Source organism: Streptomyces coacervatus, from assembly GCF_029223485.1.
Classification (GTDB): domain Bacteria; phylum Actinomycetota; class Actinomycetes; order Streptomycetales; family Streptomycetaceae; genus Streptomyces; species Streptomyces coacervatus.
This window is the reverse complement of the sequence record NZ_JARHTP010000014.1, coordinates 63,182-88,887: the sequence shown is the minus strand read 5'-3', so window position 1 is coordinate 88,887 and position 25,706 is coordinate 63,182. Positions and strand designations below refer to the sequence as shown.

The following is a 25,706-nucleotide window of genomic DNA, read 5'->3' as shown; positions in this document are numbered from 1 at the left end:
CAAGGGTTCAGACCGCCTCGGCGGTCTCCGGGAGCTCCACGGCGAGCTTCTCGGTGAGGTCCACGACCTCGGCGAGATCTCCGAAGTCGCGTACGGCCGTGTCGACCGTCTTTCGAATACGAGTGTTCACGCGCTCGGAGCGGACCTTCTTGGCGATGCGCATGGCCTGCTCGGCCAGCACCGTGCTCCGCTCGGGCTCACGCTGCAGCAGGTGCACCGTGGCCAGGCCGATCAGGTTCAGTGCATACGAGCGCTGGTGCTCGCTGTCCTGCGCGAACAGGTCGACGGCCTGCTGCATCACGGGCTCGGCCAGGGACGCGTACGTGGGGCTGCGGCCCGCCACATAGGCGAGGTCGCGGTAGGAGTGGGAGTTCTCGCCGTGCAGCTCGGCCTCGGAGAAGAAGCGGATCCAGTCGGGGTCCGGGTCGTCCCACTCGTCCACGTCGGCGAAGGTGTCCTCGGCCATCCGGACCGCCCGCTTGCACTTGCCGGGCTGCCCCATGTTGGCGTAGGCGCGGGCCTCCATCGCATACAGCATCGACTGGGTGCGGGGGCTCGCGCAGTCCCGGCCGCCGTACTGCGCGAGATGGATCAGTTCCAGTGCGTCCTCGGGCCGGCCGAGGTGGATCATCTGACGGCTCATGCTGGAGAGGATGTACGAGCCGAGCGGCTTGTCGCCCGCCTCCTTGGCGGCGTGCAGGGCGAGGACGAAGTACTTCTGGGCGGTCGGCTGGAGCCCGACGTCGTACGACATCCAGCCCGCCAGCTCGGCCAGCTCGCCGGCGACCTTGAAGAGCTTCCTGGTGGTGGCCTCGGGCTGGGGCTCCTGGAGGAGGTCCGTCACCTCGTGCAGCTGGCCGACGACCGCCTTGCGGCGCAGACCGCCGCCGCACTGGGCGTCCCACTGCCGGAACATCACCGTCGTGGACTCCAGGAGGTCCAGCTCGGGCTTGGATAGCCGGCCGGCACGGCGGGACGCGGCCGGCGGCTCGGGCTCGAACTGCGGGGCCTGCGGCGAGGGCACCAGCCAGCGCTGCATGGGCTCGATGAGGGACGGGCCCGCGGACAGGGCCAGCGAGGTCCCGAGGAAGCCGCGCCGCGCCAGCATCAGGTCGCTGCGCGAGAACTCGCTGAGCAGGGCCACCGTCTGCGGGCCCGTCCAGGGCAGGTCGACGCCGGACACGGACGGTGACTGGCGGGTGGCGCGCAGGCCGAGGTCCTCGACGGAGACCACGCAGCCGAAGCGCTCGGAGAACAGCTCGGACAGGATCCTGGGGATCGGCTCGCGGGGGTTCTCGCCGTCCAGCCAGCGGCGCACCCGGGAGGTGTCCGTGGAGATGTGATTGGCCCCCAACTGGCGTGCCCTGCGGTTGACTTGGCGGGCGAGTTCGCCCTTCGACCAGCCGCTGCGCACGAACCAGGAGGTGAGCAGCTCGTTGGGGCGCTTCTCCATGCTGGTCGCGGTCGTCCCGCTTCCGCCGTTGCCGCTCACTGGAACGCCCCCATCCCTGAGACCACTTGTCGCTGAGTGCGCCAAGCCCTATCAGAATGCCGGTAAATACGGCCGCCCGTCCGCCGGTTGTCACCCTTCGAACGGGATGCCGAGTTGCCTCCGGCATACCCACGAGTGCATGTGCCCCCAGGACCCGTGCACTCAAAGTAATCCTACGATCACGCGCCCAGCCATGGCGATCCCGGAAACGCCACCATTCGCCACCCCTTCGAATGAACTCGCGGTGGCCTCTACGCGATTCACTTGACATAGACCGACCGGGAGTAGGCGGAGCGAAGCATTCAGAGGCGTGCACCGCCGAGTTCACCACCCGGGGCACTTCGGAGCGCCGCCTGGACCGCGCGGAGCCGGTGAGCCCGGAACACAGAGGGTCACGTTCCGCATCCGCGTCGTAACCACCGATGCGTCGGACACGTTGGAGGGGGCATGGGCTTCACGATCGGCGGCATCCGGGAGATCCGCTCCGGCGCGCGTCGGCGCGGCCGCTCCTCGGAGTGCACCGCCGTCGCCGAGTTCACGGGGCTCTGGGGCTGGGACGCGGTCCCGGGAGCCCGGGCCGCGGCGGGCGACTGTTCCTGCGGCCGGGCGGACTGCAGCGCACCGGGGGCGCATCCCCTGGAGTTCGCGCCTCAGGTCCAGGCCGGTGCCACGCTCGACGAAGTGACCAAGGCGTGGGGCGAGTTCCCCGGAGCGTCGGTCATGCTCGCGGTGGGCAGGGCGTTCGACGTCATCGAGGTGGCCGAGCCCGCCGGCCGCCGCGCTCTGGTCCGCCTGGAGCGCATGGGTCTCCCCGTCGGCCCGGTCACCGCGACCCCTGAGGGCCGCGCCCAGTTCTTCGTCGCCCCCGGCGCCGCCGCCGAGCTCCCGGAGCTCCTGTACCGCATGGGCTGGGACGACCCGGCCGCCCTGGACCTGCGCGGCCTCGGCCCCGGTACGTACATCACGGCCCCGCCGTCCGACCGGGGCGGCCTGGGGCCGGTGCGGTGGCTGCGGCCGCCCGCGCTGGACTCGGCGACGAAGCCGCCGGCGGCGCGGTTGCTGCTGGGGACGCTGGCTTATGTGGCGCATCGGTCGCGCGCATAGTCGTACACAGCGAAGCGCCCGTCCCCAACTGCACCTTGGGGGCGGGCGCTTCTTCGTGGGTAGATTTACCCGGCCGTACATTTGCCCAGTTTCTAGTCACCGATAAGGGCGTCAACGAACGCCTCCGGCTCGAACGGCGCCAGGTCGTCGGCGCCCTCGCCGAGACCCACCAGCTTGACCGGTACGCCCAGCTCGCGCTGGACCGCGACCACGATGCCGCCCTTCGCCGTACCGTCCAGCTTGGTCAGGACGATGCCGGTGATGTCGACGACCTCGGCGAAGACGCGGGCCTGCACCAGGCCGTTCTGCCCGGTCGTGGCGTCGAGGACGAGCAGGATCTCGTCCAGCGGGGCGTGCTTCTCGACGACGCGCTTGACCTTGCCGAGCTCGTCCATGAGCCCGGTCTTGGTGTGCAGGCGCCCGGCGGTGTCGATGAGGACGACGTCGGAGCCCAGTTCCTTGCCCTCCTTCACCGCGTCGAAGGCGACGGAGGCGGGGTCGCCGCCCTCCGGCCCGCGCACGGTGTGGGCGCCGACCCGCTCGCCCCAGGTCTGCAGCTGGTCGGCGGCGGCGGCCCGGAAGGTGTCTGCGGCACCGAGGACGACGCTGCGGCCGTCGGCGACCAGGACGCGGGCGAGCTTGCCGGTGGTGGTGGTCTTGCCGGTGCCGTTGACGCCGACGACCATCACGATGCCGGGCTTGCTGGTCTCGGGCTCGGTCCTGACCGTGCGGTCGAAGTCGGTGCCGACCAGCTTGAGGAGCTCCTCGCGCAGCAGGCCGCGCAGCTCGTCGGGGGTGCGGGTGCCGAGGACCTTCACGCGCTCGCGCAGGCCCTCGACCAGTTCCTGGGTGGGGGCCACACCGACGTCGGCGGTGAGCAGCGTGTCCTCGATCTCCTCCCAGGTGTCCTCGTCGAGGTGCTCGCGCGACAGGAGCGTGAGCAGCCCCTTGCCGAGCGCGTTCTGGGAGCGGGAGAGACGGGCACGGAGGCGGACAAGGCGTCCGGCCGTCGGCTCGGGAACCTCGATCTCGGGGATTTCGAGGGCGGGCGGCTCCTCGACGGCGACCGGCGCCGAGCCGTCCGGAAGATCCACCTCCTCTATCGTCCGGCGCGGTTCGTCGCGGGGTGTCTCGGCCTCGTCGCCGACATGCGGCTCGGCCGGAGGGGCGGTGATGTCGGGCGCTGCGGGGGGCGGCGGGGGCAGCGACTTCTTGCGCCGGCTGCCGACGACGAGCCCGCCGAGCGCACCGAGCACGACCACGGCGATGACTACAGCAAGGATGACGGTTTCCATAACCCGTCCAGTATCAGTCATGGAGTCCTGCGACACCCCTCTGGATGTCTGACACTCCGTCAGCTAACGTCCCCCTCCACACCCGCCCGGTGCCCGGTGAAGGGGGACCCCCATGCCCGTCACGGTCGTACGTTTCAACCTCGTCGAACCCGGTGCCACCCCCGCCTCGCTCGGCGCCCGCTACCGGGCCGCCCTGGAGATGGCCGCGTACGCCGACGACCACGGGATCACCACCGTCCAGACGGAGGAGCACCACGGCGTCGAGAACAACTGGCTGCCGTCGCCGTTCGCCTTCGCGGGCGCGGTGTTCGGGGCGACCCGGCGGATCGCGGTCACGGTCTCGGCGGTCATCGGCCCGCTGCACGATCCGCTGCGGCTGGCCGAGGACATCGCCGTACTGGATCTGCTGAGCGGCGGCCGGCTGGTGACCGTCGCCGGGATCGGGTACCGGCCCGAGGAGTACGCCCAGTTCGACGTGGACTGGAAGCGGCGCGGCCGGCTCCAGGACGAGCTGCTGGAGACGGTGCTCAAGGCGTGGACCGGGGAGGAGTTCGAGTACCGGGGCCGTACGGTACGGGTCACCCCGCGCCCCTTCACCGACCCGCACCCCCTGCTCCTGGTCGGCGGCTCCTCCAAGGCCGCCGCCCGCCGCGCGGCCCGCCTCGGTCTCCCCTTCTTCCCCAGCGCGCATCTGCCGGAGCTGGAGGCGTATTACAAGGAGCGGCTCGTGGAGTACGGCACCGAGGGCTGGACCATGATGCCGACCGCCGAGACCCCGCTGCTGCACCTCTCCGAGGACCCGGACCGGGCGTGGGCCGAGCACGGCGAGCACTTCCTGCACGAGGCGCGGACGTACGCCTCCTGGCAGTCCGGCGACATCAAGTCGGCGGTGAGGTCGGCGGCCACGACCGTGGGCGAGCTGCGTGCCGAGGGTGTGTACCGGATTCTCACGCCGGACGAGTGCGTGGCGCAGGGGCTCGACAACCTCGTACTGCATCCGCTGGCCGGCGGGATGCCGGTGGAGGAGGGGTGGCGGAGTCTGCGGTTGTTCGCGGAGCGGGTGATTCCGGCGCTGGGGGACTGAGCCGGGACGGTATCCGGTATCTGGTGGGACATGACACCGCCGTCCCCGCCCGGGCAGTGACCGGGCGGGGACGGCGGACGGTACGAGGAGAGGGGCAGCGGGGACTTGGCCCTTCTCCCCGAGTCTGCGGGGCTGCTCAGCCCATCTCCTCCAGCGCCTTGCCCTTCGTCTCCTTCACGAACTTCAGGACGAACGGGATGGAGAGCGCCGCGAAGACCGTGTAGATCACGTAGGTCGCGGAGAGGTTCCAGTCGGCCAGCGACGGGAAGCTCGCGGTGATGGCCCAGTTGGCGATCCACTGCGCGGAGGCGGCCACGCCCAGGGCGGCGGCGCGGATCTTGTTCGGGAACATCTCGCCGAGCATGACCCAGACGACCACACCCCAGGACAGGGCGAAGAAGAGCACGAAGATGTGCGCGGCGATCAGGGCGGTCCAGCCCTGCGCGGCCGGCAGCTTGCCGTCGACCAGGTCGTACGAGAAGGCCCAGGCCTCCAGCGCCAGACCGACGACCATGCCGATCGAGCCGATCAGAGCCAGCGGCTTACGGCCGACGCGGTCCACGAAGATCATCGCGATCACGGTGCCGACGATGTTGATGATCGACGTGGTGAAGGAGTAGAAGAACGAGTCCGTCGGGTCGACGCCGACCGACTGCCACAGCGTCGAGGAGTAGTAGAACGCCACGTTGATGCCGACGAACTGCTGGAAGACCGAGAGGCCGATGCCGATCCAGACGATCGGCTTGAAGAAGAGGCCGCCGCCGAGCAGGTCCTTGAAGGTGGACCTGTGCTCGCTCTTCATGGCGTGCTCGATCTCGGTGACGCGGGCGTCCAGATCGTTGTGGTCGCCCTCGACCTCGGCGAGGATCTCGCGGGCGCGCTCACGCTTGCCGACGGAGATCAGGAAGCGGGGCGACTCGGGGATGGCGAAGGAGAGCAGGCCGTAGAGGACGGCCGGGATCACCATGACGCCGAGCATGACCTGCCAGGCTTCGAGGCCCATCAGCTTGCCGCGCTGGTCGCCGCCCGCGGCGTTGAGCAGACCCCAGTTGACCAGCTGTGAGATCGCGATGCCGATGACGATCGCGGCCTGCTGGAAGGAACCGAGACGGCCGCGGTACGCCGGCGGGGCGACCTCGGCGATGTAGGCGGGGCCGATGACGGAGGCCATGCCGATGGCGAAGCCGCCGACGACGCGCCAGAGGGCGAAGTCCCACAGCGCGAAGGGCAACGCCGAACCGACGGCACTGATCGTGAACAGCACGGCGGCGATCTGCATGACCCGGATACGGCCGATGCGGTCGGCTATCCGTCCGGCGTAGGCGGCGCCGATGGCGCAGCCGATCAGGGCGATGGCGATGACCTGGGCCAGGGCTGCGGAGCCGATGTCGTAGCGACCCCGGATGGCTTCGACGGCGCCGTTGATCACGGAACTGTCGTAGCCGAACAGGAAGCCGCCCATCGCAGCCGCCGCCGCGATGAAGGTGACGCGCCCGAGATGCTCGGGACGAGCCGCTCTGGCTCCTGACTTCTGCGCCTGCGCTGTGCTGGTCACGTTCAACTCCTCGGGCCACCGGCAACGCTGCCGGGTGGGGGACCCTTCCCGGTAGGTGATACCTGAAGGTAAAAACAACGTTGCCGAGACTATGCCTTCAAGTTTCGAAGTCAAGAGGGTGTGGCTGTGACTTTTTAGTGCAGCTGTGACGGGAATGTGTTCAACTCTTGAAGAGAAGGCGCCCTGTGCAGCGTCAACGCAGCCGCTGGCTGATGACCTTCGAGACACCGTCGCCCTGCATGGAGACGCCGTACAGCGCGTCGGCGACCTCCATGGTCCGCTTCTGGTGCGTGATCACGATCAGCTGCGAAGCTTCCTGCAGCTCCTGCATGATCCGGATCAGCCGCTGCAGGTTGGTGTCGTCGAGAGCGGCCTCGACCTCGTCCATGACATAGAACGGGCTCGGCCGGGCCTTGAAGATCGACACCAGCAACGCTACGGCGGTGAGTGAGCGCTCGCCACCCGAGAGCAACGACAGCCGCTTGACCTTCTTGCCCGGCGGACGGGCCTCGACATCGACACCCGTGGTGAGCATGTTGTCGGGGTCGGTCAGAATCAGCCGCCCCTCGCCGCCCGGGAACAGCCGGCTGAAGACGCCCTCGAACTCCCGGGCAGTGTCCCGGTAGGCCTCGGTGAAGACCTGCTCGACGCGCTCGTCGACCTCCTTGACGACCTGGAGCAGATCGGCGCGGGTCTTCTTCAGGTCTTCGAGCTGCTCGCTGAGGAACTTGTGGCGTTCCTCCAGTGCGGCGAACTCCTCCAGGGCGAGCGGATTGACCTTGCCGAGCTGCTGGTACGCCCGCTCGGCCGCCTTGAGCCGCCTCTCCTGCTCGGCACGGTGGAAGGTCCTGGGCTGGTTACGGGGGTGCTCCGGGTCCTCGGGGAGTTCCTCGCCCTCCGCGGGAGGCGAGGGCGGTACGAGCTGGTGCGGGCCGTACTCGGACACGAGCCCGGCCGGCTCCACGCCCAGCTCCTCCAGCGCCTTGGTCTCCAGCTGCTCGATCCGCATGCGTTTCTCGGCGCCGAGCACCTCGCCGCGGTGGACGGAGTCGGTCAGCTTGTCGAGCTCGCTCTTGAGGTCGCGCCCTTCGCCCCGGGCAGCGGTCAGCTCCTGCTCGCGCCGGGCCTTGGCGGCGTCGGCCGCGGTGCGTTCCTCGCCGGCCCGTGCGAGGGAGACCTCGACGTGCGCGAGCAGCTGCCGGGCACCGGAGGCGACGGCTTCCGCCACGGCCGCCTCGTGCCTCAGCCGCGCCCGCCGCTGCTCGGCACGCGCGCGTGCCTCGCGTTCCCCGCGGGCGGCCCGGTCCAGCGAATCGGCCCGCCCTGCCAGGCCCTTGACCCGCTCCTCGTGCGTACGGACCTGGAGGCGGGCCTCCATCTCGGTCTGGCGGGCGTTGGCACCGTCGGCGGCGAGACGGTCCCGTACCGACGTGTCGGGCTCCTCCTCGACCGGCATCTCCTCGGCCACGGCGAGGCGTTCGGCGAGGACCTCGACCTCTTCGAGGGCCCTGTCCAGCGCTTCCTGCGCCCGCGCGGCGGCGGCGACGGAACGCTCCGCTTCGCCCGCCGCGCCCCGTGCCTGCCCGGCGAGCCGTCCGAGCTGCTGGGCGACGGCCGACTTCTCCCGGTCGGCGGCGCGGCGCCGCTCCCCCAACTCCTCTACGAGCGCGGCACATTCCTTGCGCCGCCCGGTGGCCGTGTGCTGTGCCTCGGTCAACTCCTCGCACCGCACGGCCAGTTCTTCCAGCTCGGTGGCTGCCTCGTCCACGGAGGCCTGCACCTCCAGCAGGCTGGGCGCGCCCGCGGAGCCGCCGTGTGCGAAGTGGGCGCCGAGGAGGTCGCCTTCTGCGGTTACTGCGGTGAGGTCCGGTCGGCTGTAGACGACGTCCTCGGCGTCTTCGAGGGTGCCGACGACCACGATGCCGTGCAGGAGGCGGCGGACGGCCGGCATGAGGTCGCCGGGACCACGGACGAGGTCGGCGGCGGGAAGTGCCGCATGAGGTCGTTGGCCGTCTGCGGGCTCGTCGTGGCTGGTCGCGCAGTTCCCCGCGCCCCTTAGGGCGGTTGCCGTGCCGCTTTCTTCCAGCGCACCCGCCAACAGCAGAGACGCGCGGCCTCCGTCCTGCTTGCGCAGCAGGCGGATCGCGTCGGCCGCGGCCGACGGTGACGTGACGGCGATCGCATCCGCCGCCGCGCCGAAAGCCGCCGCCAGGGCGACCTCGTAGCCCTGCGTCACCGTCAGCAGCTCGGCCGCCGGGCCCAGGAGCCCGGAGAGACGATCCTTCGCCCCGAGCAGCGCGCCCGTTCCGTCCTTGCGGCGCAGCCCCAGCGCCAGCGCCTCGTGCCGGGCCTGCGTCGCGGCTCGCTTGCGTTCCGCCGCGGTGGCCGCCTCGCGGGCGGCCGTCAACGCGGTCTCCGCCTCCGCCAGTTGCCGTTTCGCCGCGTCGTACTGCTCGCCGAGTTCCGCGTCGCCGGCGTCGAGGCCGTCGACCTCGGCCTTGAGGGCCTCGTACTCCTCCTGGGCGGATACGGCGCGCTCCTGGGCCTCGTCACGGGCGGCGGCCAGGCGGTCGATCTCGGCCTGGGCGGAGGCGGCGCGCGAACGGGCCGCGTTGACCTGGCCGTTCAGCCGGGCGAGGCCCTCGCGGCGGTCGGCGATGGCGCGGGCGACGTCCTTCAGGCGCCGTTCTTCCTGGGTGAGTTCGCGCTCCAGCTCGGCGCGGTGCGCGACCGTGTCCTCCAGGGCCCGCTCGGCCGCCTCCAGAGCCGCCTCGAGCTCGGCCTCCTGCTCCCGGACGCGGGCGGCCTCGCGCTCCATGTCCTCGGGGTCGCGACCGCGCCGCTCCTCGGGCGGCGCCGACGTCGCGCTCTTCACCCGCGCGTCGGCCAGCGAGATCGTGCCGCGCACCCGCTCGGCCAGCTGCGAGAGCTCGTACCAGGTCTGCTGGGCGCGCTGCAGCCGCGGAGCGAGCTGCCGGACCTCGTCCTCCAGGAGCGCCTCGCGCTGCAGGGCCTTCTTCAGCTCCTGCTCGGCGTTCTCCTTGCGTTCCTTGAGCGCCGCCTCGTCCGCGACCTCGGTCTTCAGCGCCTCCCGCAGTCGTACGAGATCGTCGGCGAGGAGGCGGAGGCGGGCGTCGCGCAGGTCGGCCTGGATGACGGCGGCCCGGCGGGCGACGGCGGCCTGGCGGCCGAGGGGCTTGAGCTGGCGGCGCAGTTCGTCCGTCAGGTCCTGCACGCGCGCGAGGTTGGCCTGCATCGCGTCGAGCTTGCGGAGCGCCTTCTCCTTGCGCTTGCGGTGCTTGAGGACGCCGGCCGCCTCCTCGATGAAGGCGCGGCGGCCCATCGGGTCGGCGTGCAGCACGGAGTCGAGCTGGCCCTGGCCGACGATGACGTGCATCTCGCGGCCGATGCCGGAGTCGGACAGGAGCTCCTGGATGTCGAGCAGACGGCAGGTGTCGCCGTTGATCTGGTACTCGCTGCCGCCGTTGCGGAACATGATCCGCGTGATGGTGACCTCGGCGTACTCGATGGGCAGTGCGCCGTCGGAGTTGTCGATGGTCAGCGAAACCTCGGCACGGCCGAGTGGCGGACGGCCGGTGGTGCCGGCGAAGATGACGTCCTCCATCTTGCCGCCGCGCAGCGACTTGGCACCCTGCTCGCCCATCACCCAGCTCAGGGCGTCCACGACATTGGACTTGCCCGAGCCGTTCGGCCCCACGACACACGTGATGCCCGGCTCGAACCGGAGCGTGGTCGCCGAGGCGAACGATTTGAACCCGCGGAGGGTCAGGGCCTTGAGGTGCACGCCGCTGGACTCTACCTTCCGCCGGTATCCCACACGATGAAGCCTCGCAACCCCACGGTTTCGCCGGTGAACGTGCAGGGCACACCAAACGTTAAAGAGGGTGAAAGGATGCGCGGGGGAAAGAAAGAAGGGACGCCGAAGCGTCCCTTGCAAACTCTGAATCTCTGACAACTAAGCGGTTGATACGGGCGGCCCAACCACTGCTGTCGTGGTGCGATGCAGTGATCAGGTGAGCGCAGGCTCCGCCTGGTGTGCGTCGATGCTCATGCTCTCCATGATCCTGTCGTGAGAAGCGGCAGCCGCGAGCGCGTCGTTCTCCGCCTGGATCCGTACGAGCTCGGATTCCAGGTCCTGGACGCGCTGCTGGAGCCGTCGCATCTCGGCGAGGAGTCGAGGGTCGGAGCCGCCGACGTAACCGAGAAGCGCCTTTGCCATGATGGATGGTCCTCCACACTGAGTGACCGACCGAAGCGGTGTGGGTCGTGAGGGAATCGCACCCGCGGTGCTTGACACTCTTGAGTTCATGCTGCCGTTCATCCATGCCAAACAGCTAAGGTGCGCGGGGTGCTTTCAGCGTCTCACCAAAAAGTTTGACGGTCAACACGATCACGCCCTGTATTGGCGGGCAACCCGGGGGCGCGCGGCCTGAAAGCGGCGGCGCTGCAACTCCTGCGGGGCCCTCAGGGCGTGGCGATCATTCTTGAGTGCGGAGCCTGCCACGACAAGCGGTTCTTGGCAACCACCAGGCAATTTCTGCTCCGGGCACCTGTCAGTGGCAAGTCCGTCCGCTTCCGCCTGGGCCTCTTTACAGAAATGGCTCAGCGGATGGCGAAGCCGTCGTACCCCCCGCGAGGTGTGTCCCAGATCTCGGTGACACCGTCGACGCGGCCGGGCGTGTCGTCGCCCTGGAGCCAGCCGAGGAGTCCCTCGCACCGCTCCCGCGAGCCCTCGGCGACCACCTGGACCCGTCCGTCGCCCAAATTGAGAGCAAAACCACTCAGGCCGCCGAGCTCCAGGGCCTTGGCCCGCGTGAACCAGCGAAAACCCACACCTTGGACGCGTCCCCGCACCCAGGCAACCAGTCGCACATCCTCGCTCATGGGTGCAACCTAACGGGCCAATGTCTCTCGGGACACTTCCCCCTCTGGCGCCATGCGGTACCGTCCCCACCCAATGAATCTCATATGAAACTCACTCGATCTAGTGAGTTGGGTCACCCGAAAGATCATATGGGACAGGTTGATCGCAAGGACGAGGAAGGCCAGGACATGGGACGCCACCGACGCTCCGCCGCCGGCCGCGCCGCCACGGGCCGCGCCACGGGGGTCACAGGTAGGGACGGCTCGTACGCGAGCAGCTACGACCCCCAGCAGTACTCGTACAGCTACGACCCGCCGGAGGCCGGCGCGGGCGACGAGCAGCCCACCATGGGCACCGCCCCGTATCTGCACTCCACGGAGTACACCGATGCCTCCGCGAGGAGTGCCGCGTACCTGTTCGCGACCGAGGACGACTACACGACGGTGTTCCCGGAGCACGGGTCGGGGCCCGACAAGGGCGCCCGGCGCGGGGGCGCGCGCCGCCGGAAGAAGGCCGTCACGCCGGTGCGCACCGGTCTGCTCGGTGTCTCCGCCGCCGTCGCCATCGGCACGGTCGCGGTCGCCACGGGCGCGATGCCCGGCCTCGACAACTACAAGCTCGGCGGCAGCTCCGACAAGGTGCAGGCCGCGAGCACGCCGACCAACTCGGCGACCGAGCAGGGCGGCACCTCCGGCAGCGCCGACGGCCGCGACCAGGGCTCCTCGACGAGCCGCGGCGCCGACCGCTCGGCCTCGCCCTCGCCGAGCCCGTCGACCTCCTCGGCCGCGCCGACCGAGGCGCCGCCGAAGAAGCCGAAGGCGACGCCCACCAAGAAGCCGAAGACGACGCCTCCGAAGCAGGAGACCAAGCCGCCGAAGGAGACCACCGCCCCGGTGACGGTCTCCGCGCAGGCCGCCGCCGAGGCGGAGGTGCTCAAGCTGGTCAACGAGGAGCGGGCCAAGGTCGGCTGCAGCGCGGTGTCCGCCAACAGCACCCTGTCGGAGCTGGCCGAGAACTTCAGCAACGCCATGGCCGCCGACGGCTTCTTCGACCACACCGACCCGAGCGGCGCCTCGCCGTGGGACCGGGCGGCGAAGCTCGGCATATCCAACCTCGGCGGCGAGAACATAGCCCGGGGCCAGGCCGACGCTGCCGCGGTGATGGAGGCCTGGATGAACAGCCCCGGCCACCGGGCCAACATCCTGAACTGCGACTTCAAGACGCTGGGGGTCGGTGTGCACTTCGGGTCCGGCGGGCCGTGGTGGACGCAGGACTTCGGGTACTAGCCCGACTTCGGCGACTTCGATCACCAGCGGACACTAACTCTCGGTTAGTGCAACCTTTTGGTTAGCGCTGCACTCAAGTACGCTTGAGGGATGGACACCACGCAGGAGCTCACGGAGGCGGACGACCTCCCGTACAACGTGTTCGCCAAGGCCTGTCCCTCGCGCGGCACGCTGGAGCACATCACGGGACGCTGGGGCGGCCTGACGCTCTGCGCCCTGTTCGAGGGCTCCCTGCGCTTCAACGAACTGCGCCGACGCGTCGACGGCGTGAGCGAGAAAATGCTGTCCCAGACCCTGCACGCGCTGGAGCGCGACGGCCTGGTGGACCGCGAGGCCCAGCCGACGAACCCGCCCCGCGTGGACTACGAACTCACCCCGCTGGGCCGCGCGGTCGCGGAGCAGCTGCTGGGCCTCGTGCATCTGCTGGAGGGCCGCATGGACGACGTCCTCGCGGCCCGCGAGCGTTACGACACCGCGCGCGGCGGCCTCTGACACTTCGGGCAGAAGTAGCTGGACCGGTTCATCCAGGGGCGCCGGCGCATCGGCGTGGCACATCTCTTGCAGGGCAGCCCCTCACGGCCGTACGCATCGAGCGACCGGTCGAAGTAGCCCGACTCCCCGTTGACGTTGACGTACAGGCTGTCGAAGCTGGTGCCGCCCACGGCGAGCGCCTGGTTCATCACATCCCTTACGTGGCCGAGGAGTTCGGCGGTGCGCGGGCGGGTGAAGTTCGCGGTGGGGCGTTCGTAGTGGATGCGGGTGCGCCAAAGGGCCTCGTCCGCATAGATGTTGCCGACGCCGCTGATCAACGACTGGTCGAGCAGGGCCCGTTTGATGGTCGTGCGCTTGCGGCGCAGCGCCTGGTGGAAGGCCTCGTCGTCGAAGAGCGGGTCGAGGGGGTCGCGCGCGATGTGTGCGATGACGTCGGGCAGGCCGTCGGGGGTGTTGTCGTGCAACGACAGGCCGCCGAAGGTGCGTTGGTCGACGAAGCGGAGTTCCGTGTTGAGGTCGTCGGCGAAGCGGACGCGGATGCGCAGGTGCTTCTCGTCGGGGGCCTCGTTCGGCTGGACCAGCAGCTGGCCGCTCATACCGAGATGCGCGAGGACCGACTGGTGGGTGTCCTCCAGGGGCAGCCACAGGTACTTGCCGCGGCGGCTGGGAATGCCGATGCGGTGGCCCTTGAGGCGGTGCGCGAAGTCGTCGGGGCCGGCGATATGGCGGCGTACGGCGCGCGGGTGCAGCACCTCGGCGTCGGCGACGACGCGGTGGGCGACCCATCGCTCCAGGCCGCGCCGGACGACCTCGACCTCGGGCAACTCGGGCATCGGGACCCCCGTAACGGACCGGTATGAGCCGAGCGCCCGCCCCGGGGAGGGACGGGCGCTCGGGTGCGCTGTTCGTCAGAGACTCTCAGAGACTTTCGTCAGGCAGAGACGGATGACGGGCCTTCGCCCTCCTCGGCGGCCTTCTCGGCCGCCGCCTTGGCGCGCTCGTCCGCCGCGGCCCGGATGGACCGCCACGCGGATTCCGCGGCCTGCTGCTCCGCCTCCTTCTTGCTGCGGCCGGTGCCGGTGCCGTACGAGACGCCTCCGACGCGGGCGGCAGCAGTGAAGGTCTTCTCGTGGTCGGGGCCGGTCTCCGTGACCAGATACTCGGGCACGCCGAGGCTCTCGGTCGCGGTGAGCTCCTGGAGGCTGGTCTTCCAGTCCAGGCCGGCTCCGAGGTTGGAGGACTTCTCGATCAGCGGGTCGAAGAGCCGGTGGACGAGCTCGCCCGCCGCTTCCAGACCCTGGTCGAGATAGACAGCGCCGATCACCGCTTCAAGGGTGTCGGCGAGGATGGACGCCTTGTCCCGGCCGCCCGTGCCCTCTTCGCCCCGGCCGAGCCGGATGAAGGAGCCCAGGTCGAGCCCGCGGCCCACCTCCGCCAGCGCACGCGAGTTGACCACCGCGGCCCGCAACTTGGCCAGTTGGCCTTCGGGCAGGTCGGGGTGGGTGGTGTACAGCGTGTCCGTGACCACGAGGCCGAGCACGGAGTCCCCGAGGAACTCCAGCCGCTCGTTGGTCGGCAGACCGCCGTTCTCGTACGCGTACGAACGGTGGGTCAGCGCTCGCACCAGAAGGGCGGACTCGAGCTTGTACCCGAGCCGCCCTTCCAGAAGCGTGTGGGACGAGGCTGTGTTGTCCGCCTTCTTCTTGGCGGACGGGTCCGCCTGGGCGTCATCCGCCTTCTTGGCAGTGGACACGGTGCCTCTCACCAGCCGCTCAGACCTCGAGGACCTGGCGCTTGTTGTAGGTGCCGCAAGACGGGCACGCAATGTGCTGCTGCTTGGGCTCGTGGCAGCGCTCGCACGCAACCAGGGTGGGGACCGCAGCCTTCCACTGCGACCGGCGGTGGCGCGTGTTGCTGCGCGACATCTTCCGCTTCGGAACAGCCACGGCTACTTCTCCTGCTTCTCGTCGACGCCCGCTTCCGCTTCGGCGCCGCTCATCTCGTCCTTCTCGCCGTCTCCGAGTGAACCGGCGAGTCCCTGCAGTGCCGCCCAACGGATGTCGACGGCGTCGTGGTGGTGGTCCGGGTCGTCCGTGAGCCGGGCTCCGCACTCGGAGCACAGGCCCAGACAGTCGTCCTGGCACACCGGCTGCATCGGCAGTGCGAGCACCACCGCATCGCGCAGCACGGGCTCGAGGTCGAACAGGCCGTCCTCGATGAAGAGCCTGTCCTCGTCTTCCTCGGCGTCGTCGGCCGGCTCCGCCTTGGGGCGGCCCCGGTCGTCGGCGTCAGGGTACGAGAACATCTCCTGGAAGTCCGCTTCGAGCTCCAGCTCAAGCGGCTCCAGACACCTTACGCACTCCCCCTCGGCCTGTGCACGGGCGGTGCCTGTGACAAGCACCCCTTCCATGACCGACTCGAGCCGGAGTTCGAGCTCCACCGGGGCGCCTTCCGGCACTCCGATGACTCCCGCGATCCCGAGATCCTTGGGAGCGTCGATCTCGCGGGTCAGGCGCTGCAGCGCACCAGGCCGCCGCCCCAGCTCGTGTGTGTCGAACACGAGAGGCTTGCGGTGGTCGAGGCGGGCGTTCAGAGCCATTCCTGCTTTCGATCTTCTAGCTCAGAGGGATGCAGCCCGATTACAAGAATGTCACCTGTCTCTTGCATCTAGGCAGCGCTGATCGCGGACGTGCACGCGACCGAAGAGCCAGGATACTGGACCTTTCGCTCACGGCCCAATCCGGTGGCTCTTTACTGGCCTCGCCCCTGTTCGTACGCCCTCAGCTGCTCGGCGCTGATCATGCCGGTGTCGAACAGGCTGGTCTCGTCGAGGGCGTACCCCTGCTGGGCGTGCTGGCCCTGGTGCCCCTGCTGCGGCTGCTGGGGCTGATTGGGGTCGTACGCCGCCTGCTGGGCGTCGTAGCCCTGGTAGGCGTAGGGATCGGCCTGCTGGTAGCCGTACGCGTCCTGCTGGCCGTACGTCTGCTGCTGGTAGCCGCCCGCGTACGGGTCGGTCTGCTGCTGGTAGCCGTACGCCGGCTGCGGTTGGCCGTAGTCCTGCTGCTGGGCGGGCTGCTCGGCCGGGGGCTTCTGCTCCGCGACGGCGGCGAGGTCGGCCAGGTAGTCGGCGTCGCTGGAGTGCTGCAGGGACATGGCGTCGTCGGCGAGGGCGCCGAGGTCGTCGGTGGCGATCCGGCCGTGCAGCTTCTGGCGGCCCTTGCCGACGGCCTCCAGGGTCTTGGTGAGGACCGCCTCGAAGGCACCCAGCTTGGTGTCCACGTAGGAGTCGGCGTCCTTGCGCAGGGTCTCGGGGTCGTGGCTGCGCTCGGGGGCGTCCTCGTCCTCGTAGCCCTGCTCGTCCAGGCCGGGGCCGGTGCCGAGGAGCTTTTCGCGGCCGCGGCCGACGGAGCCGATGGTCTTGGTGAGGACGACCTCGAAGTTGGCGAGCTTGGAGTCGACGTAGTCGTCGGCCTCCGCGCGGATCTCCTCGGCCTCCTGGCGGGCCTCGGAGAGGATGCGCTCGGCCTCGGCCTGGGAGCGGCGGGCGACCTCGGTGTCGGAGATCAGGGAGCCGCGCTCGGCGTGCGCCTGCCCGATGATGCGGTCGGCCTCCTGACGGGCCTGCTCGACCATCTGCTCGCGGTCGCCGATCAGCTCCTGGGCCTGCGCGAGGGAGCCGGGCAGCGCCGCGCGCACCTCTTCGAGCATCGAGAGCAGTTCGGCGCGGTTGACCACGCACGAGGCCGACATGGGCATCGACCGGGCGCCGGAGACTGCGGCGACGATCTCGTCGAGCTTGTTCTGCACGTCCACCGTGTGCTCGCCACTCTCTACCGATGTGTTGGAGACGGACGGGACGACTGTAGCCCCATCGGCATCAGTGGCCCATCAGTCCTTGCGCAGGCGCTTGTTGAGGGCCTCCAGGACCAGCGGCGGCACCAGGTGGGAAACGTCTCCGCCCCAGGTCGCGACCTCCTTGACCAGCGAGGAGGAGAGGAAGCTGTAGGTGGGGTTGGTCGGCACGAACAGGGTCTCGACACCCGACAGGCCGTTGTTCATCTGGGCCATCTGCAGTTCGTAGTCGAAGTCGCTGACCGCCCGAAGGCCCTTGACGATGGCCGGGATGTCGCGTTCCTTGCAGTAGTCGACGAGGAGACCGTGGAACGCCTCGACGATCACGTTGCCGTAGTCGGCGGTGACCTGACGGATCAGGTCGATCCGCTCGTCGATCTCGAACAGGCCCTTCTTGGACTTGTTGATCATGACCGCGACATAGACCTCGTCGTACAGACGAGAGGCGCGGGAAATGATGTCGAGGTGTCCGTTGGTGATCGGGTCGAACGACCCGGGACAGACGGCGCGGCGCACTTGAGATCCCTCGCTCTCCGGTCCGGTCATCGTGCGTCTTCGCACGTAGAGGCGGCGCGACCGTACCAAAACGTTCCCTCGCCGTAGCGACGGGCCCGGAGCGCTTCGAAGCCGTCCGGCCACCTGAATTCGCCGCCTCTGGTGCTGCGCTCCACGGTGACGAGCACCTGCGGCGCGAGCCAGCCTCCCGAGCGGAGTGTGAGGAGAATCTCCCGAAGATCGTGATCTGAGACAACGTACGGCGGGTCGAGGAAGACGATGTCGTACGGGTCTGCCGGCGCCGGCGTCTGGATGATCTGTTCGGCTTTGCCCGCCCTCACCTCGGCGCCGGGGAGACCGAGGGATTTCACGTTCTCGCGGATGACGCGGGCCGCTCGGGCGTCGGCCTCGACGAGGAGGGTGTGGCTCGCGCCGCGGGAGAGTGCCTCCAGGCCCACGGCTCCTGAGCCTGCGTAGAGGTCGAGGACGCGTTCGCCTTCCAGGGGGCCGCCGAGGAGGGACTGCCAGGTGGAGAAGAGGCCTTCGCGTGCGCGGTCGGAGGTGGGGCGGGTGCCGGTGCCTGGCGGCACGGCCAGGCGGCGTCCACCGGCTGCGCCGGCGATCACGCGGGTCATCTTTGGTCCTTGTTTGTGGGCGGCTTCAGGTATCAGTGTGGCTGGTCGCGCAGTTCCCCGCGCCCCTAAGAGACAGGGCGGCTCCCCCTAGCCCTTTTCCAGGTACTGCTCTCTTTCCTCGTCCAAGAGGGCGTCCAGGGCCGTCCGTAGGCCGGAAAGTCCTGTCAGCTCCGGGTCCGCCTCGACCACCGTCGTCGCCTCCTCCCTCGCCTCCGCGATGACCTCCTCGTCCTCGATGACCGCGAGGACCCGGAGGCTGGAGCGGGCGCCCGACTGGGCCTGGCCCAGGACGTCGCCCTCGCGCCGTTGTTCCAGGTCGATCCGGGAGAGTTCGAAGCCGTCGAGGGTGGCGGCGACCGCGGCCAGGCGCTGGCGGGCCGCGCTCGCCTCCGGCATCTCGGTGACCAGGAGGCAGAGGCCGGGGGCCGAGCCTCGGCCGACGCGGCCGCGCAGCTGGTGGAGCTGGGAGACGCCGAAGCGGTCGGCGTCCATGATCACCATGGCGGTGGCGTTCGGGACGTTGACGCCGACCTCGATGACCGTGGTGGCCACCAGGACGTCCGCGTCGCCGGCCGCGAAGCGGCGCATGACCGCGTCCTTGTCGTCGGGGTGCATGCGGCCGTGCAGGACCTCGACGCGGAGGCCTTGCAGGGGGCCTTTGGCCAGTTGGTCGGCCACCTCCAGGACCGCGAGCGGGGGGCGCTTCTCCGCCTCGTCCTCGGGGGACTTCTTCTTGCCGGACTTCTTGGGGTCGGCTGGTTCGTCGATGTCGTCGCCGATGCGGGGGCAGACGACGTACGCCTGGTGGCCGTTGCCGACCTCCTCGCGGACCCGCTCCCAGGCGCGGGCCAGGAAGTGGGGTTTGTCGGCGGCCGGGACGACATGGCTGGCGATGGGTGAGCGGCCGGCCGGGAGCTGGTCGAGGACCGAGGTCTCCAGGTCGCCGAAGACCGTCATGGCGACCGTGCGCGGGATGGGCGTGGCCGTCATGACGAGGAGGTGCGGGGGCTGCTTGCCCTTGCCGCGCAGGGCGTCCCGCTGTTCGACGCCGAAGCGGTGCTGTTCGTCGACGACGACGAGGCCCAGGTCGTGGAACTGGACCTTGTCCTCGATCAGCGCGTGTGTGCCGATCACGATTCCGGCCTCACCGGTGACCAGGTCGAGCAGGGCCTGACGGCGGGCGGCAGCGCCCATGGAACCGGTCAGCAGCACCACCTTCGTGGAGTGCTCGGCCCCGCCCAGCATTCCGCCCTCGGCCAGCTCGCCCATCATCTCGACGACGGAGCGGTGGTGCTGCTGGGCGAGGACCTCGGTGGGGGCGAGCATGGCGGCCTGGCCGCCGGCGTCGACGGTGGCGAGCATGGCGCGGAGGGCCACCATGGTTTTGCCCGATCCGACCTCGCCCTGCAGCAGCCGGTGCATCGGATGCTCCGTCGCCAGGTCGTCGAAGATCTCCTTCGAGACCTTCTGCTGGCCCTCGGTGAGCGTGAAGGGGAGGCGGTCGTCGAAGGCGGTGAGGAGGCCGTCGGGCTTGGGTTTGCGGGCGACCGCCGGGAGTTGGGCGTCGGCGTGGCGGCGGCGGGCGAGGGCCACCTGGAGGACGAAGGCCTCGTCCCACTTGAGGCGGGCGCGCGCGTCGGCGATGTCGGCCTTGGTGTGCGGGCGGTGGATCTTGAGGAGGGCCTCGGGGAGGGGCACCAGGCCCCGGCCCTCGCGGAGGGTGGGCGGGAGGGGGTCCACGGCGTCCTGGGCGCTGGGCAGAACCGTCTGGAGGGCCTTGCCGATCTTCCAGGACTCCAGTTTGGCGGTGGCCGGGTAGATGGGAATGAGGGCGCCGGCCCACGTCTCCACCGTTTCGTCGCTGTCGCCCCGGAGCAACTCGTAGGCCGGATGCGCCAGTTGGAGGCGGCGGTTGAAGACGGAGACCTTGCCCGCGAACATCGCGCGTGTGCCCGGCAGGAGTTCCTTGTGGGGCTTGTGAACGCCGTGGCCGAAGAAGACCAACTGGAGGCGTCCGCTGCCGTCGGTGATGGTGACTTCGAGGCGCTGGCCCTTGCCGCGCGGAGCCTTGGCCGAGGCGAAGGTGTGCAGGCGGGCGTCGGCGACCATCGCGACCACCGTGACGTGCTCCTCCAGGGGGAGGTCGGCGAGGTGGGTGAGCTGGCCGCGCTCCTCGTATCTGCGCGGGTAGTGGTGGAGGAGGTCGCCGACGGTGTGCAGGCCGAGGTTCTCGGCCATCACCTTCGCGGTGGGTGGTCCGAGCACCTTCTTCAGTGGTTCTTCCAGTGCAGGCACGAGATCCATTGCACACCACACCACTGACAATCCCGTATACGTCTCGGGAAACCCCTGGTCAGGCGGGCTGTTCCGGCTCTAGGATGGCGCGCTCCGGCCATCCCCGCGGTCACCGCCCCACCAGGGACCGCCCGACCCCGCGCCGCCCGCAAGTCCCCCCACCGGCGCTGCGACGATGGACTCCCAGACCTCACAGTCATCCCAGACACCTCATACGTTCCAGGTCGACCTGCGTGGCCTGGTGGATCTCCTCTCGCACCACCTCTACTCCAGTCCCAAGGTCTACCTGCGCGAACTGCTGCAGAACGCCGTGGACGCCATCACCGCCCGGCGCGCCGAGCAGCCGGACGCCCCCGCCCGGGTGCGGCTCTACACGCAGGGTGGCTCGTTGCGTGTCGAGGACACCGGGATCGGGCTGACCGAGACGGACGTGCACAATCTGCTGGCCACCATCGGGCGCAGTTCCAAGCGGACCGACGGGATCGCCGACGGGATTCAGGAGGTCCGCTCCGACTTCCTCGGGCAGTTCGGCATCGGCCTGTTGGCCTGCTTCGTGGTCGCCGAGCGGATCCGGGTGGTCAGCCGCAGCGCCCGTACGCCGGACGCGGCGCCCGTGGAGTGGACGGCGAGCGACGACGGTTCGTACACCGTGCGGACGCTGCCGCACGAGGCGCGGCCCGAACCGGGCACCACCGTGCATCTGGTGGCGCGGGCGGGGGCCGGCGAGTGGCTCGCGCCCGAGCGGGTCCTGGCGCTGGCGCGGGACTTCGGGTCGCTGCTGCCCTACGACGTCCGGGTCGGCGACGAGGCGATCACCGACCTCCCGGCGCCCTGGGACCGGTCGTACCCCTCCCCCGCCACCCGGAGGGTGGCCCTGGCGCGGCACTGTCACGAGTTGTTCGGCTTCACCCCGCTCGACTCGATCGAGCTGGACGTGCCGCTGGCCGGGATCCGCGGGGTGGCGTATGTGCTGCCGTCGGCGGTCAGCCCGGCCCAGCGGGCGACGCACCGCGTGCACCTCAAGGGCATGCTGCTGACCGAGCGGGCCGAACAGCTGCTGCCCGACTGGGCGTTCTTCGTGCGGTGCGTGCTGGACACGGACAGTCTGCGGCCGACGGCCTCGCGCGAGTCGCTGTACGAGGACGAGACGCTGGCCGCCGTACGGGAGGCGCTGGGCGAACGGATCCGGTCCTGGCTGACCGGGCTTGCGGCCGGCGATCCGGAGCGGCTGGCGGCCTTCCTGTCGGTGCACCACCTGGGCGTGAAGTCCCTGGCGCGGCACGACAGGGAGATGCTGCGGACGATGCTGCCGTGGCTGCCGTTCGAGACCACCGACGGCCAGCTGTCGCTGGAGGAGTTCGCCCGTCGGCACCCGGTGGTGCACTTCACGCGGACCGTGGAGGAGTACCGGCAGGTCGCGCCCATCGCGGCCGCGCAGGGCGTAGGGGTGATCAACGGCGGTTACACGTACGACAGCGAGCTGGTCGAGGCGTTGCCGTCGGTACGGCCCGGGACGGTGGTGGCCGAGCTGGACGCGGACACCGTGACGGCGCATCTGGATGCGGTGGATCCGGCGGAAGAGCTGGCGTTGTCGGGGTTCCTGGCGGCGGCTCGGGCCAGGCTCGACCCACTGCAATGTGACATTGCACTGCGCGCCTTCCACCCCGTCTCGGTCCCCGCCCTCCACCTCGACGACCGGGCCGGCCGCCACGAGCAGGCCCGCGCCGCGGCCGAGGAGCAGGCAGACGATCTGTGGGCGGGGATTCTGGGTTCACTGCGGGGCAGCGCCCCACGCGCGCGTCTGGTGCTCAACCACCTCAACCCGCTGGTGCGCAGGATCAGTTCGCTGGGTGACGCGGAACTGATCGGCACCGCCACGGAGTCTCTGTACGGGCAGGCGCTGCTGATGGCCCAGCGGCCGCTCAGGCCGGCGGACACGGCGCTGCTGAACCGGGCCTTCATCGGGCTGCTGGAGTGGGCCACGAACGGCGAGGAGGGTCGCTGATGGGCGGGATCACGGACTTCGACTCCCTGCGCCGGGCCATGGCGGAGAACGGCGAGCGTCCGGAGGGTCCCGCACGCAACGCGCGCGCGGAGCAACTGCTCGTCGAGGCCGAGAAGCTGGGCATCCCGCTCGCCGTGATCGAGGCGCTCGGACACCAGCTGAAGGTCTACAACTACAGCTCCGAGAAGGACAAGATGTTCGTCCCCTTCGCGCGCCTGCTGCGCATGTGGGACGAGCGGCCCGAGGACTTCGACGAGCACGAGGTGCACTCGCTGCACTGGGTCTTCAAGTGGATGTCGTCCGGCATGCTCGACCAGCCGCACGTCCCGCTCGCCTCGATCGAGAAGTGGCTCGGCGAGATGGAGCACCGCTACCGGCTCGCCGGGCACTCCGAACGGGCCGTGCGCAGCGCCGAGTTCAGTGTGGCCACGCACATCGGGGACATCGCGCGCGCGGAGCGGGCGTACATCGCGTGGCTGGCCGCCGACCGGGACAGCATGGCCGACTGCCACGCGTGCGAGCTGCACGGGCAGGGCTGGTGGCAGGCGGAGCGGGGCCGGGACGTCGAGGCGCTTCAGGTGTGGGCGCCGGTCCTGGAGGGCCGGTTCACCTGCGCCCACGAGCCGCACAGCGTGCTCGCGTCGTCCCTGACACCGTTGCTGCGGCTGGGCCGCACGGACGAGGCACGCGCGTACCATCTGCGGGGCTTCCGGCTGGTGCGGGGCATGGAGAGCATGCGGGGCGCGTACGCGGACCATGTGGAGTTCTGCGCGCTGACCGGCAACGAGGCGCGCGGCCTGGAGCTGCTCGCGGAACGGCCGGCGTACTTCACGGACACCGGGCATCCGCGCAGCCGGCTGGATTTCCTGAGTGTGGTGACGCTGCTCATGGAGCGCCTGGGCGAGGCGGGCCTTGCCGACCGGCAGGTTCCCGGACCGCCCGGCCGGACCTGGACGGCGCGCGAACTCGCCGCACACGCGCGTGCGGAGGCCCTCGCCCTGGCCGCGCGTTTCGACGAGCGCAACGGCAACGCGTACGTCAGTGAGCGGGTACGCGCGCGTATGGCGCAGCGCCCGCTGGTCGAGCGGCTGCCGCTCGGGGTGCGGGCGACGCGCCCGGTCTCCGCGCCTGCGGTGGCGGCGCCGGTCGCCGTGACCGCGGACGCGCCGGACCTGCCCGCCCTGCTGGCCGAGGCACGCCGGCTGTCGGACACCCTGCAGCCGAACGCCATGGACGCCTGGGCAGCCGTCGCGCGCGCCGCCGAGGGCGTCGAGCTGGCCGCCCGCGACCGCGCGGAGATCGTCGACCACGAGGCGATGGACCGGGGCCCCGAGGGCGCCGCACTCTTCGAGCGGGCCGCCGAGCTGTACGCGGAGGCCGGCGACCCCGGGGAGGCGCTGGCGGCACGCACGCGTGCGGCGTACGTACGCGCGCTGTCGGGCCGGGTGGCCGAGGCAATCACGGCGGTCGAGGAGCCGTACGACCAGGTCCTTGCGCTCTACGCGGACGACGCGACGGGGGTACGGCAGACCGCGTCGGTGCTGATGGGGCGGGCTCGGGTCCTGATGCGGCGGGTGCTGGAGGCGGGCGAGCCGGCTGCGGAAAGGGTTCTCGCCGACGCCGAGAGCGCCGTACGCGAACTGCTTGCGCTCGTCGGTGGGTACACCGGGGACGATGTGCGGATCGCTTCGCGGGAGGCCGAGGCGCAGGCCATGCTCGCGGAACTGGCGGTGCGCGGCGGGGACCTGGAGGCGGCCGTGGAGCTGTTCGGGCGGGCCACGGCCGGGTTCGTCGGGGCCGGGCTGCCGTGGTTCGCGGTGGAGTACGAGGCACGGCTGGCCGGGCTGGCGCATCACCTGGGGGACATCTCGGGGGCGGAGCACGCGCTGCGGGCGGCCCTGGAGCACGGCGGTGCGCAGCTGGAGGCGGTCGGGCGGGCCCAGCTGCACCTTCAGCTCGCCGAGGTGCTGGGCGGCCGGGGGCTGTCCGTGGAGGCCGCCGAGCACGCCCTGGAGGCGGCGCACTGGGCCGACGAGGCGGGCGAGGGCCCGACGCTCGGTGCCTGGGCGCGGCACCAGCTGGGCGGGTTCCTGCTGCGCCAGGGGCGGTGGGCGGAGGCCGCGGAGGTGCTGGAGTCGGCGTTGCCCGATCTGACCGCCGAGACGCACGGCGACGGCGCGGTCGTCCAGACGCAGTGGTGGCTCGGCGACTGTCTGAGCGAGCTCGGCGAGCACCGCGAGGCGGCCGAACGGTGGCTGCAGGCCGCCGAGATCGCCCGGCACTGGCCCGAGCAGCACGACCACGCGACACTCGCCCACCTCGCTGCCGAGTCGCTCGGGGCCGCGGGGCTGCCCGCCGAGGCGGACCGGGCGTACGCGCGCGCGGGCGAGCTGTGGCGCTCGCTCGGCAACGTCCACGGCCTCGTACGCTCCCTGCGCGCCCGCGCGTGGCTCGCGCTGCGCGCGGAGGACGGAGCGGGCGCGGCACGGGAGTTGATGGCGGGCGCGGTCCAGGAGTGCGAGGCGGCGCTGGGCACTGTCGGGGCCGACGAGGAGGCGCGGCAGCGGCTCGTCGCCGAACTCGGGCACACCCACCGCCAGTTCGGCGACCTGCTCGCCCGTTCCGCCGCGGAGGACGCCGACGACGACTCGATCCGGGCCGCGCTCGAAGACGCCCTGACCCAGGTCACCGAGGCGATCACGGTGTTCGCCTCCCTGGGCGACGACGCCCTGGACAGCCGCACCGGCGCCGAACTCGCCGCAGGCTGGCTGGAATCCGACCTCGGCCGCCCCACCCACGCGGCGACACGCGCGCGTGCAGTCCTCGCGGCATACGACGGTGCGGGCGACGAGGACGAGACGGCACAGGGCCGCCGGGCGGAGGCGGAACAGATGATGCAGGTGGTGGAGGAACAGGAGGCCGGCTGAGGCCAGGCGGCGGGGACTCGCCGAGGCCGGGGGCGGGGGCCCGCGGAGGCCGGGGCGGGAGCTCGCCGAGGCCGGGGGCAGGGACTCGCCGAGGCCGGGGGCAGGGACTCGCCGAGGCCGGGGGCAGGGACTCGCCGAGGCCGGGGGCGGGGGCTCCGGGGCTGGCCAAGGCCATGGCCACCGGAGCCCACCGAGACCAAGGGCTCCGGGACCGGCCAAAGCCAGGAGCTCCAGGGCCCGCCAACGCCAGGAACACCGAGACCGGCCGAGGCAGGGAACTCGAGGGCCAGCCAACGCCAGGTAC

General features: G+C 70.6%; 20 protein-coding genes. 6 read left to right on the top strand and 14 right to left on the bottom strand.

The window, feature by feature from the left end; translation table 11 throughout:
• Positions 1–7 precede the first annotated feature (7 nt).
• Positions 8–1,492, bottom strand: a complete 1,485-nt coding sequence (gene nsdA, locus P2Q00_RS31115; protein ID WP_275776608.1) for a transcriptional repressor NsdA — start codon at positions 1,490–1,492, stop codon at positions 8–10.
• A gap of 447 nt (positions 1,493–1,939) precedes the next feature.
• Here nsdA and P2Q00_RS31110 point away from each other — a divergent pair, with 447 nt between their 5' ends.
• Positions 1,940–2,596 carry a bifunctional DNA primase/polymerase gene (locus tag P2Q00_RS31110; protein ID WP_275776607.1) on the top strand — a complete coding sequence of 219 codons (657 nt, stop codon included), beginning with the start codon at positions 1,940–1,942 and terminating at the stop codon, positions 2,594–2,596.
• A gap of 92 nt (positions 2,597–2,688) precedes the next feature.
• On the opposite strand, the gene ftsY is transcribed toward P2Q00_RS31110, so the two are convergent.
• The gene (ftsY, locus tag P2Q00_RS31105) at positions 2,689–3,891 is read right to left on the bottom strand and encodes a signal recognition particle-docking protein FtsY (protein ID WP_275776606.1); all 1,203 of its coding nucleotides are present in this window, start codon (positions 3,889–3,891) and stop codon (positions 2,689–2,691) included.
• Positions 3,892–4,003: 112 nt separating this feature from the next.
• On the opposite strand from ftsY, the gene P2Q00_RS31100 reads away from it, so the two are divergent.
• Positions 4,004–4,975, top strand: a complete 972-nt coding sequence (locus P2Q00_RS31100) for an LLM class flavin-dependent oxidoreductase (RefSeq protein ID WP_275776605.1) — start codon at positions 4,004–4,006, stop codon at positions 4,973–4,975.
• A 136-nt stretch (positions 4,976–5,111) separates the two neighbouring features.
• On the opposite strand, the gene P2Q00_RS31095 is transcribed toward P2Q00_RS31100, so the two are convergent.
• From P2Q00_RS31095 to P2Q00_RS31080, 4 genes are all read right to left on the bottom strand, one after another.
• Positions 5,112–6,530 (bottom strand): sugar porter family MFS transporter, encoded by a 1,419-nt coding sequence (locus P2Q00_RS31095; RefSeq protein WP_275776604.1) that lies wholly within the window; start codon positions 6,528–6,530, stop codon positions 5,112–5,114.
• A gap of 193 nt (positions 6,531–6,723) precedes the next feature.
• Positions 6,724–10,335, bottom strand: coding sequence for a chromosome segregation protein SMC (smc, locus tag P2Q00_RS31090; RefSeq protein ID WP_275776603.1), 3,612 nt, complete (start codon positions 10,333–10,335; stop codon positions 6,724–6,726).
• A 225-nt stretch (positions 10,336–10,560) separates the two neighbouring features.
• Entirely contained in the window at positions 10,561–10,770 is a 210-nt protein-coding gene (locus tag P2Q00_RS31085) for a hypothetical protein (protein WP_275776602.1), read from the bottom strand.
• 383 nt (positions 10,771–11,153) lie between these two features.
• On the bottom strand, positions 11,154–11,435 hold the full coding sequence (locus P2Q00_RS31080) for an acylphosphatase (RefSeq protein ID WP_266960861.1): 282 nt from the start codon (positions 11,433–11,435) through the stop codon (positions 11,154–11,156).
• Positions 11,436–11,603: 168 nt separating this feature from the next.
• Here P2Q00_RS31080 and P2Q00_RS31075 point away from each other — a divergent pair, with 168 nt between their 5' ends.
• Together P2Q00_RS31075 and P2Q00_RS31070 are read left to right on the top strand one after the other, a co-directional pair.
• Positions 11,604–12,701, top strand: a complete 1,098-nt coding sequence (locus P2Q00_RS31075) for a CAP domain-containing protein (protein WP_275776601.1) — start codon at positions 11,604–11,606, stop codon at positions 12,699–12,701.
• Between the two features lie 90 nt (positions 12,702–12,791).
• On the top strand, positions 12,792–13,193 hold the full coding sequence (locus tag P2Q00_RS31070; protein WP_275776600.1) for a winged helix-turn-helix transcriptional regulator: 402 nt from the start codon (positions 12,792–12,794) through the stop codon (positions 13,191–13,193).
• Here P2Q00_RS31070 and mutM read toward each other — a convergent pair.
• The 8 genes from mutM to recG form a co-directional block, all read right to left on the bottom strand.
• Positions 13,166–14,026 carry a bifunctional DNA-formamidopyrimidine glycosylase/DNA-(apurinic or apyrimidinic site) lyase gene (gene mutM / locus P2Q00_RS31065; RefSeq protein WP_275776599.1) on the bottom strand — a complete coding sequence of 287 codons (861 nt, stop codon included), beginning with the start codon at positions 14,024–14,026 and terminating at the stop codon, positions 13,166–13,168. The genes P2Q00_RS31070 and mutM overlap by 28 nt on opposite strands.
• A 98-nt stretch (positions 14,027–14,124) precedes the next feature.
• Positions 14,125–14,958 (bottom strand): ribonuclease III, encoded by an 834-nt coding sequence (gene rnc, locus P2Q00_RS31060; protein ID WP_275776598.1) that lies wholly within the window; start codon positions 14,956–14,958, stop codon positions 14,125–14,127.
• Between the two features lie 7 nt (positions 14,959–14,965).
• Complete coding sequence (rpmF, locus tag P2Q00_RS31055; RefSeq protein ID WP_003951102.1) at positions 14,966–15,139, bottom strand: 50S ribosomal protein L32; 174 nt, start codon at positions 15,137–15,139, stop codon at positions 14,966–14,968.
• Between the two features lie 2 nt (positions 15,140–15,141).
• The gene (locus P2Q00_RS31050) at positions 15,142–15,792 is read right to left on the bottom strand and encodes a YceD family protein (protein WP_275776597.1); all 651 of its coding nucleotides are present in this window, start codon (positions 15,790–15,792) and stop codon (positions 15,142–15,144) included.
• Between the two features lie 152 nt (positions 15,793–15,944).
• Positions 15,945–17,006 carry an ATP synthase F0 subunit B gene (locus tag P2Q00_RS31045; protein ID WP_275776596.1) on the bottom strand — a complete coding sequence of 354 codons (1,062 nt, stop codon included), beginning with the start codon at positions 17,004–17,006 and terminating at the stop codon, positions 15,945–15,947.
• A 75-nt stretch (positions 17,007–17,081) separates the two neighbouring features.
• A complete protein-coding gene (gene coaD / locus P2Q00_RS31040) occupies positions 17,082–17,561 on the bottom strand; it encodes a pantetheine-phosphate adenylyltransferase (RefSeq protein ID WP_275776845.1) in 480 nt (159 codons plus the stop codon).
• A gap of 26 nt (positions 17,562–17,587) precedes the next feature.
• The gene (gene rsmD, locus P2Q00_RS31035; RefSeq protein WP_275776595.1) at positions 17,588–18,175 is read right to left on the bottom strand and encodes a 16S rRNA (guanine(966)-N(2))-methyltransferase RsmD; all 588 of its coding nucleotides are present in this window, start codon (positions 18,173–18,175) and stop codon (positions 17,588–17,590) included.
• An 87-nt stretch (positions 18,176–18,262) separates the two neighbouring features.
• A complete protein-coding gene (recG, locus tag P2Q00_RS31030; RefSeq protein WP_275776594.1) occupies positions 18,263–20,479 on the bottom strand; it encodes an ATP-dependent DNA helicase RecG in 2,217 nt (738 codons plus the stop codon).
• A 166-nt stretch (positions 20,480–20,645) separates the two neighbouring features.
• Between recG and P2Q00_RS31025 the strand changes: the two genes are divergently transcribed.
• Both P2Q00_RS31025 and P2Q00_RS31020 read left to right on the top strand, forming a co-directional pair.
• The gene (locus tag P2Q00_RS31025) at positions 20,646–22,475 is read left to right on the top strand and encodes an HSP90 family protein (protein ID WP_275776593.1); all 1,830 of its coding nucleotides are present in this window, start codon (positions 20,646–20,648) and stop codon (positions 22,473–22,475) included.
• Positions 22,475–25,402: a tetratricopeptide repeat protein gene (locus tag P2Q00_RS31020; RefSeq protein WP_275776592.1), complete on the top strand. Its 2,928-nt coding sequence runs from the start codon at positions 22,475–22,477 to the stop codon at positions 25,400–25,402. Before P2Q00_RS31025 ends, P2Q00_RS31020 begins: the two co-directional genes overlap by 1 nt.
• The last annotated feature ends 304 nt before the right edge of the window (positions 25,403–25,706 follow it).

Excerpts from the sequence above, each read along its gene's own strand:
- P2Q00_RS31110 (WP_275776607.1), top strand. The coding sequence starts at position 1,940 with ATGGGCTTCACGATCGGCGGCATCCGGGAGATCCGCTCCGGCGCGCGT.
- ftsY (WP_275776606.1), bottom strand. The coding sequence starts at position 3,891 with ATGGAAACCGTCATCCTTGCTGTAGTCATCGCCGTGGTCGTGCTCGGT.
- P2Q00_RS31100 (WP_275776605.1), top strand. The coding sequence starts at position 4,004 with ATGCCCGTCACGGTCGTACGTTTCAACCTCGTCGAACCCGGTGCCACC.
- P2Q00_RS31085 (WP_275776602.1), bottom strand. The coding sequence starts at position 10,770 with ATGGCAAAGGCGCTTCTCGGTTACGTCGGCGGCTCCGACCCTCGACTC.
- P2Q00_RS31080 (WP_266960861.1), bottom strand. The coding sequence starts at position 11,435 with ATGAGCGAGGATGTGCGACTGGTTGCCTGGGTGCGGGGACGCGTCCAA.
- P2Q00_RS31075 (WP_275776601.1), top strand. The coding sequence starts at position 11,604 with ATGGGACGCCACCGACGCTCCGCCGCCGGCCGCGCCGCCACGGGCCGC.
- P2Q00_RS31070 (WP_275776600.1), top strand. The coding sequence starts at position 12,792 with ATGGACACCACGCAGGAGCTCACGGAGGCGGACGACCTCCCGTACAAC.
- mutM (WP_275776599.1), bottom strand. The coding sequence starts at position 14,026 with ATGCCCGAGTTGCCCGAGGTCGAGGTCGTCCGGCGCGGCCTGGAGCGA.
- P2Q00_RS31050 (WP_275776597.1), bottom strand. The coding sequence starts at position 15,792 with ATGGCTCTGAACGCCCGCCTCGACCACCGCAAGCCTCTCGTGTTCGAC.
- rsmD (WP_275776595.1), bottom strand. The coding sequence starts at position 18,175 with ATGACCCGCGTGATCGCCGGCGCAGCCGGTGGACGCCGCCTGGCCGTG.
- recG (WP_275776594.1), bottom strand. The coding sequence starts at position 20,479 with ATGGATCTCGTGCCTGCACTGGAAGAACCACTGAAGAAGGTGCTCGGA.
- P2Q00_RS31025 (WP_275776593.1), top strand. The coding sequence starts at position 20,646 with ATGGACTCCCAGACCTCACAGTCATCCCAGACACCTCATACGTTCCAG.
- P2Q00_RS31020 (WP_275776592.1), top strand. The coding sequence starts at position 22,475 with ATGGGCGGGATCACGGACTTCGACTCCCTGCGCCGGGCCATGGCGGAG.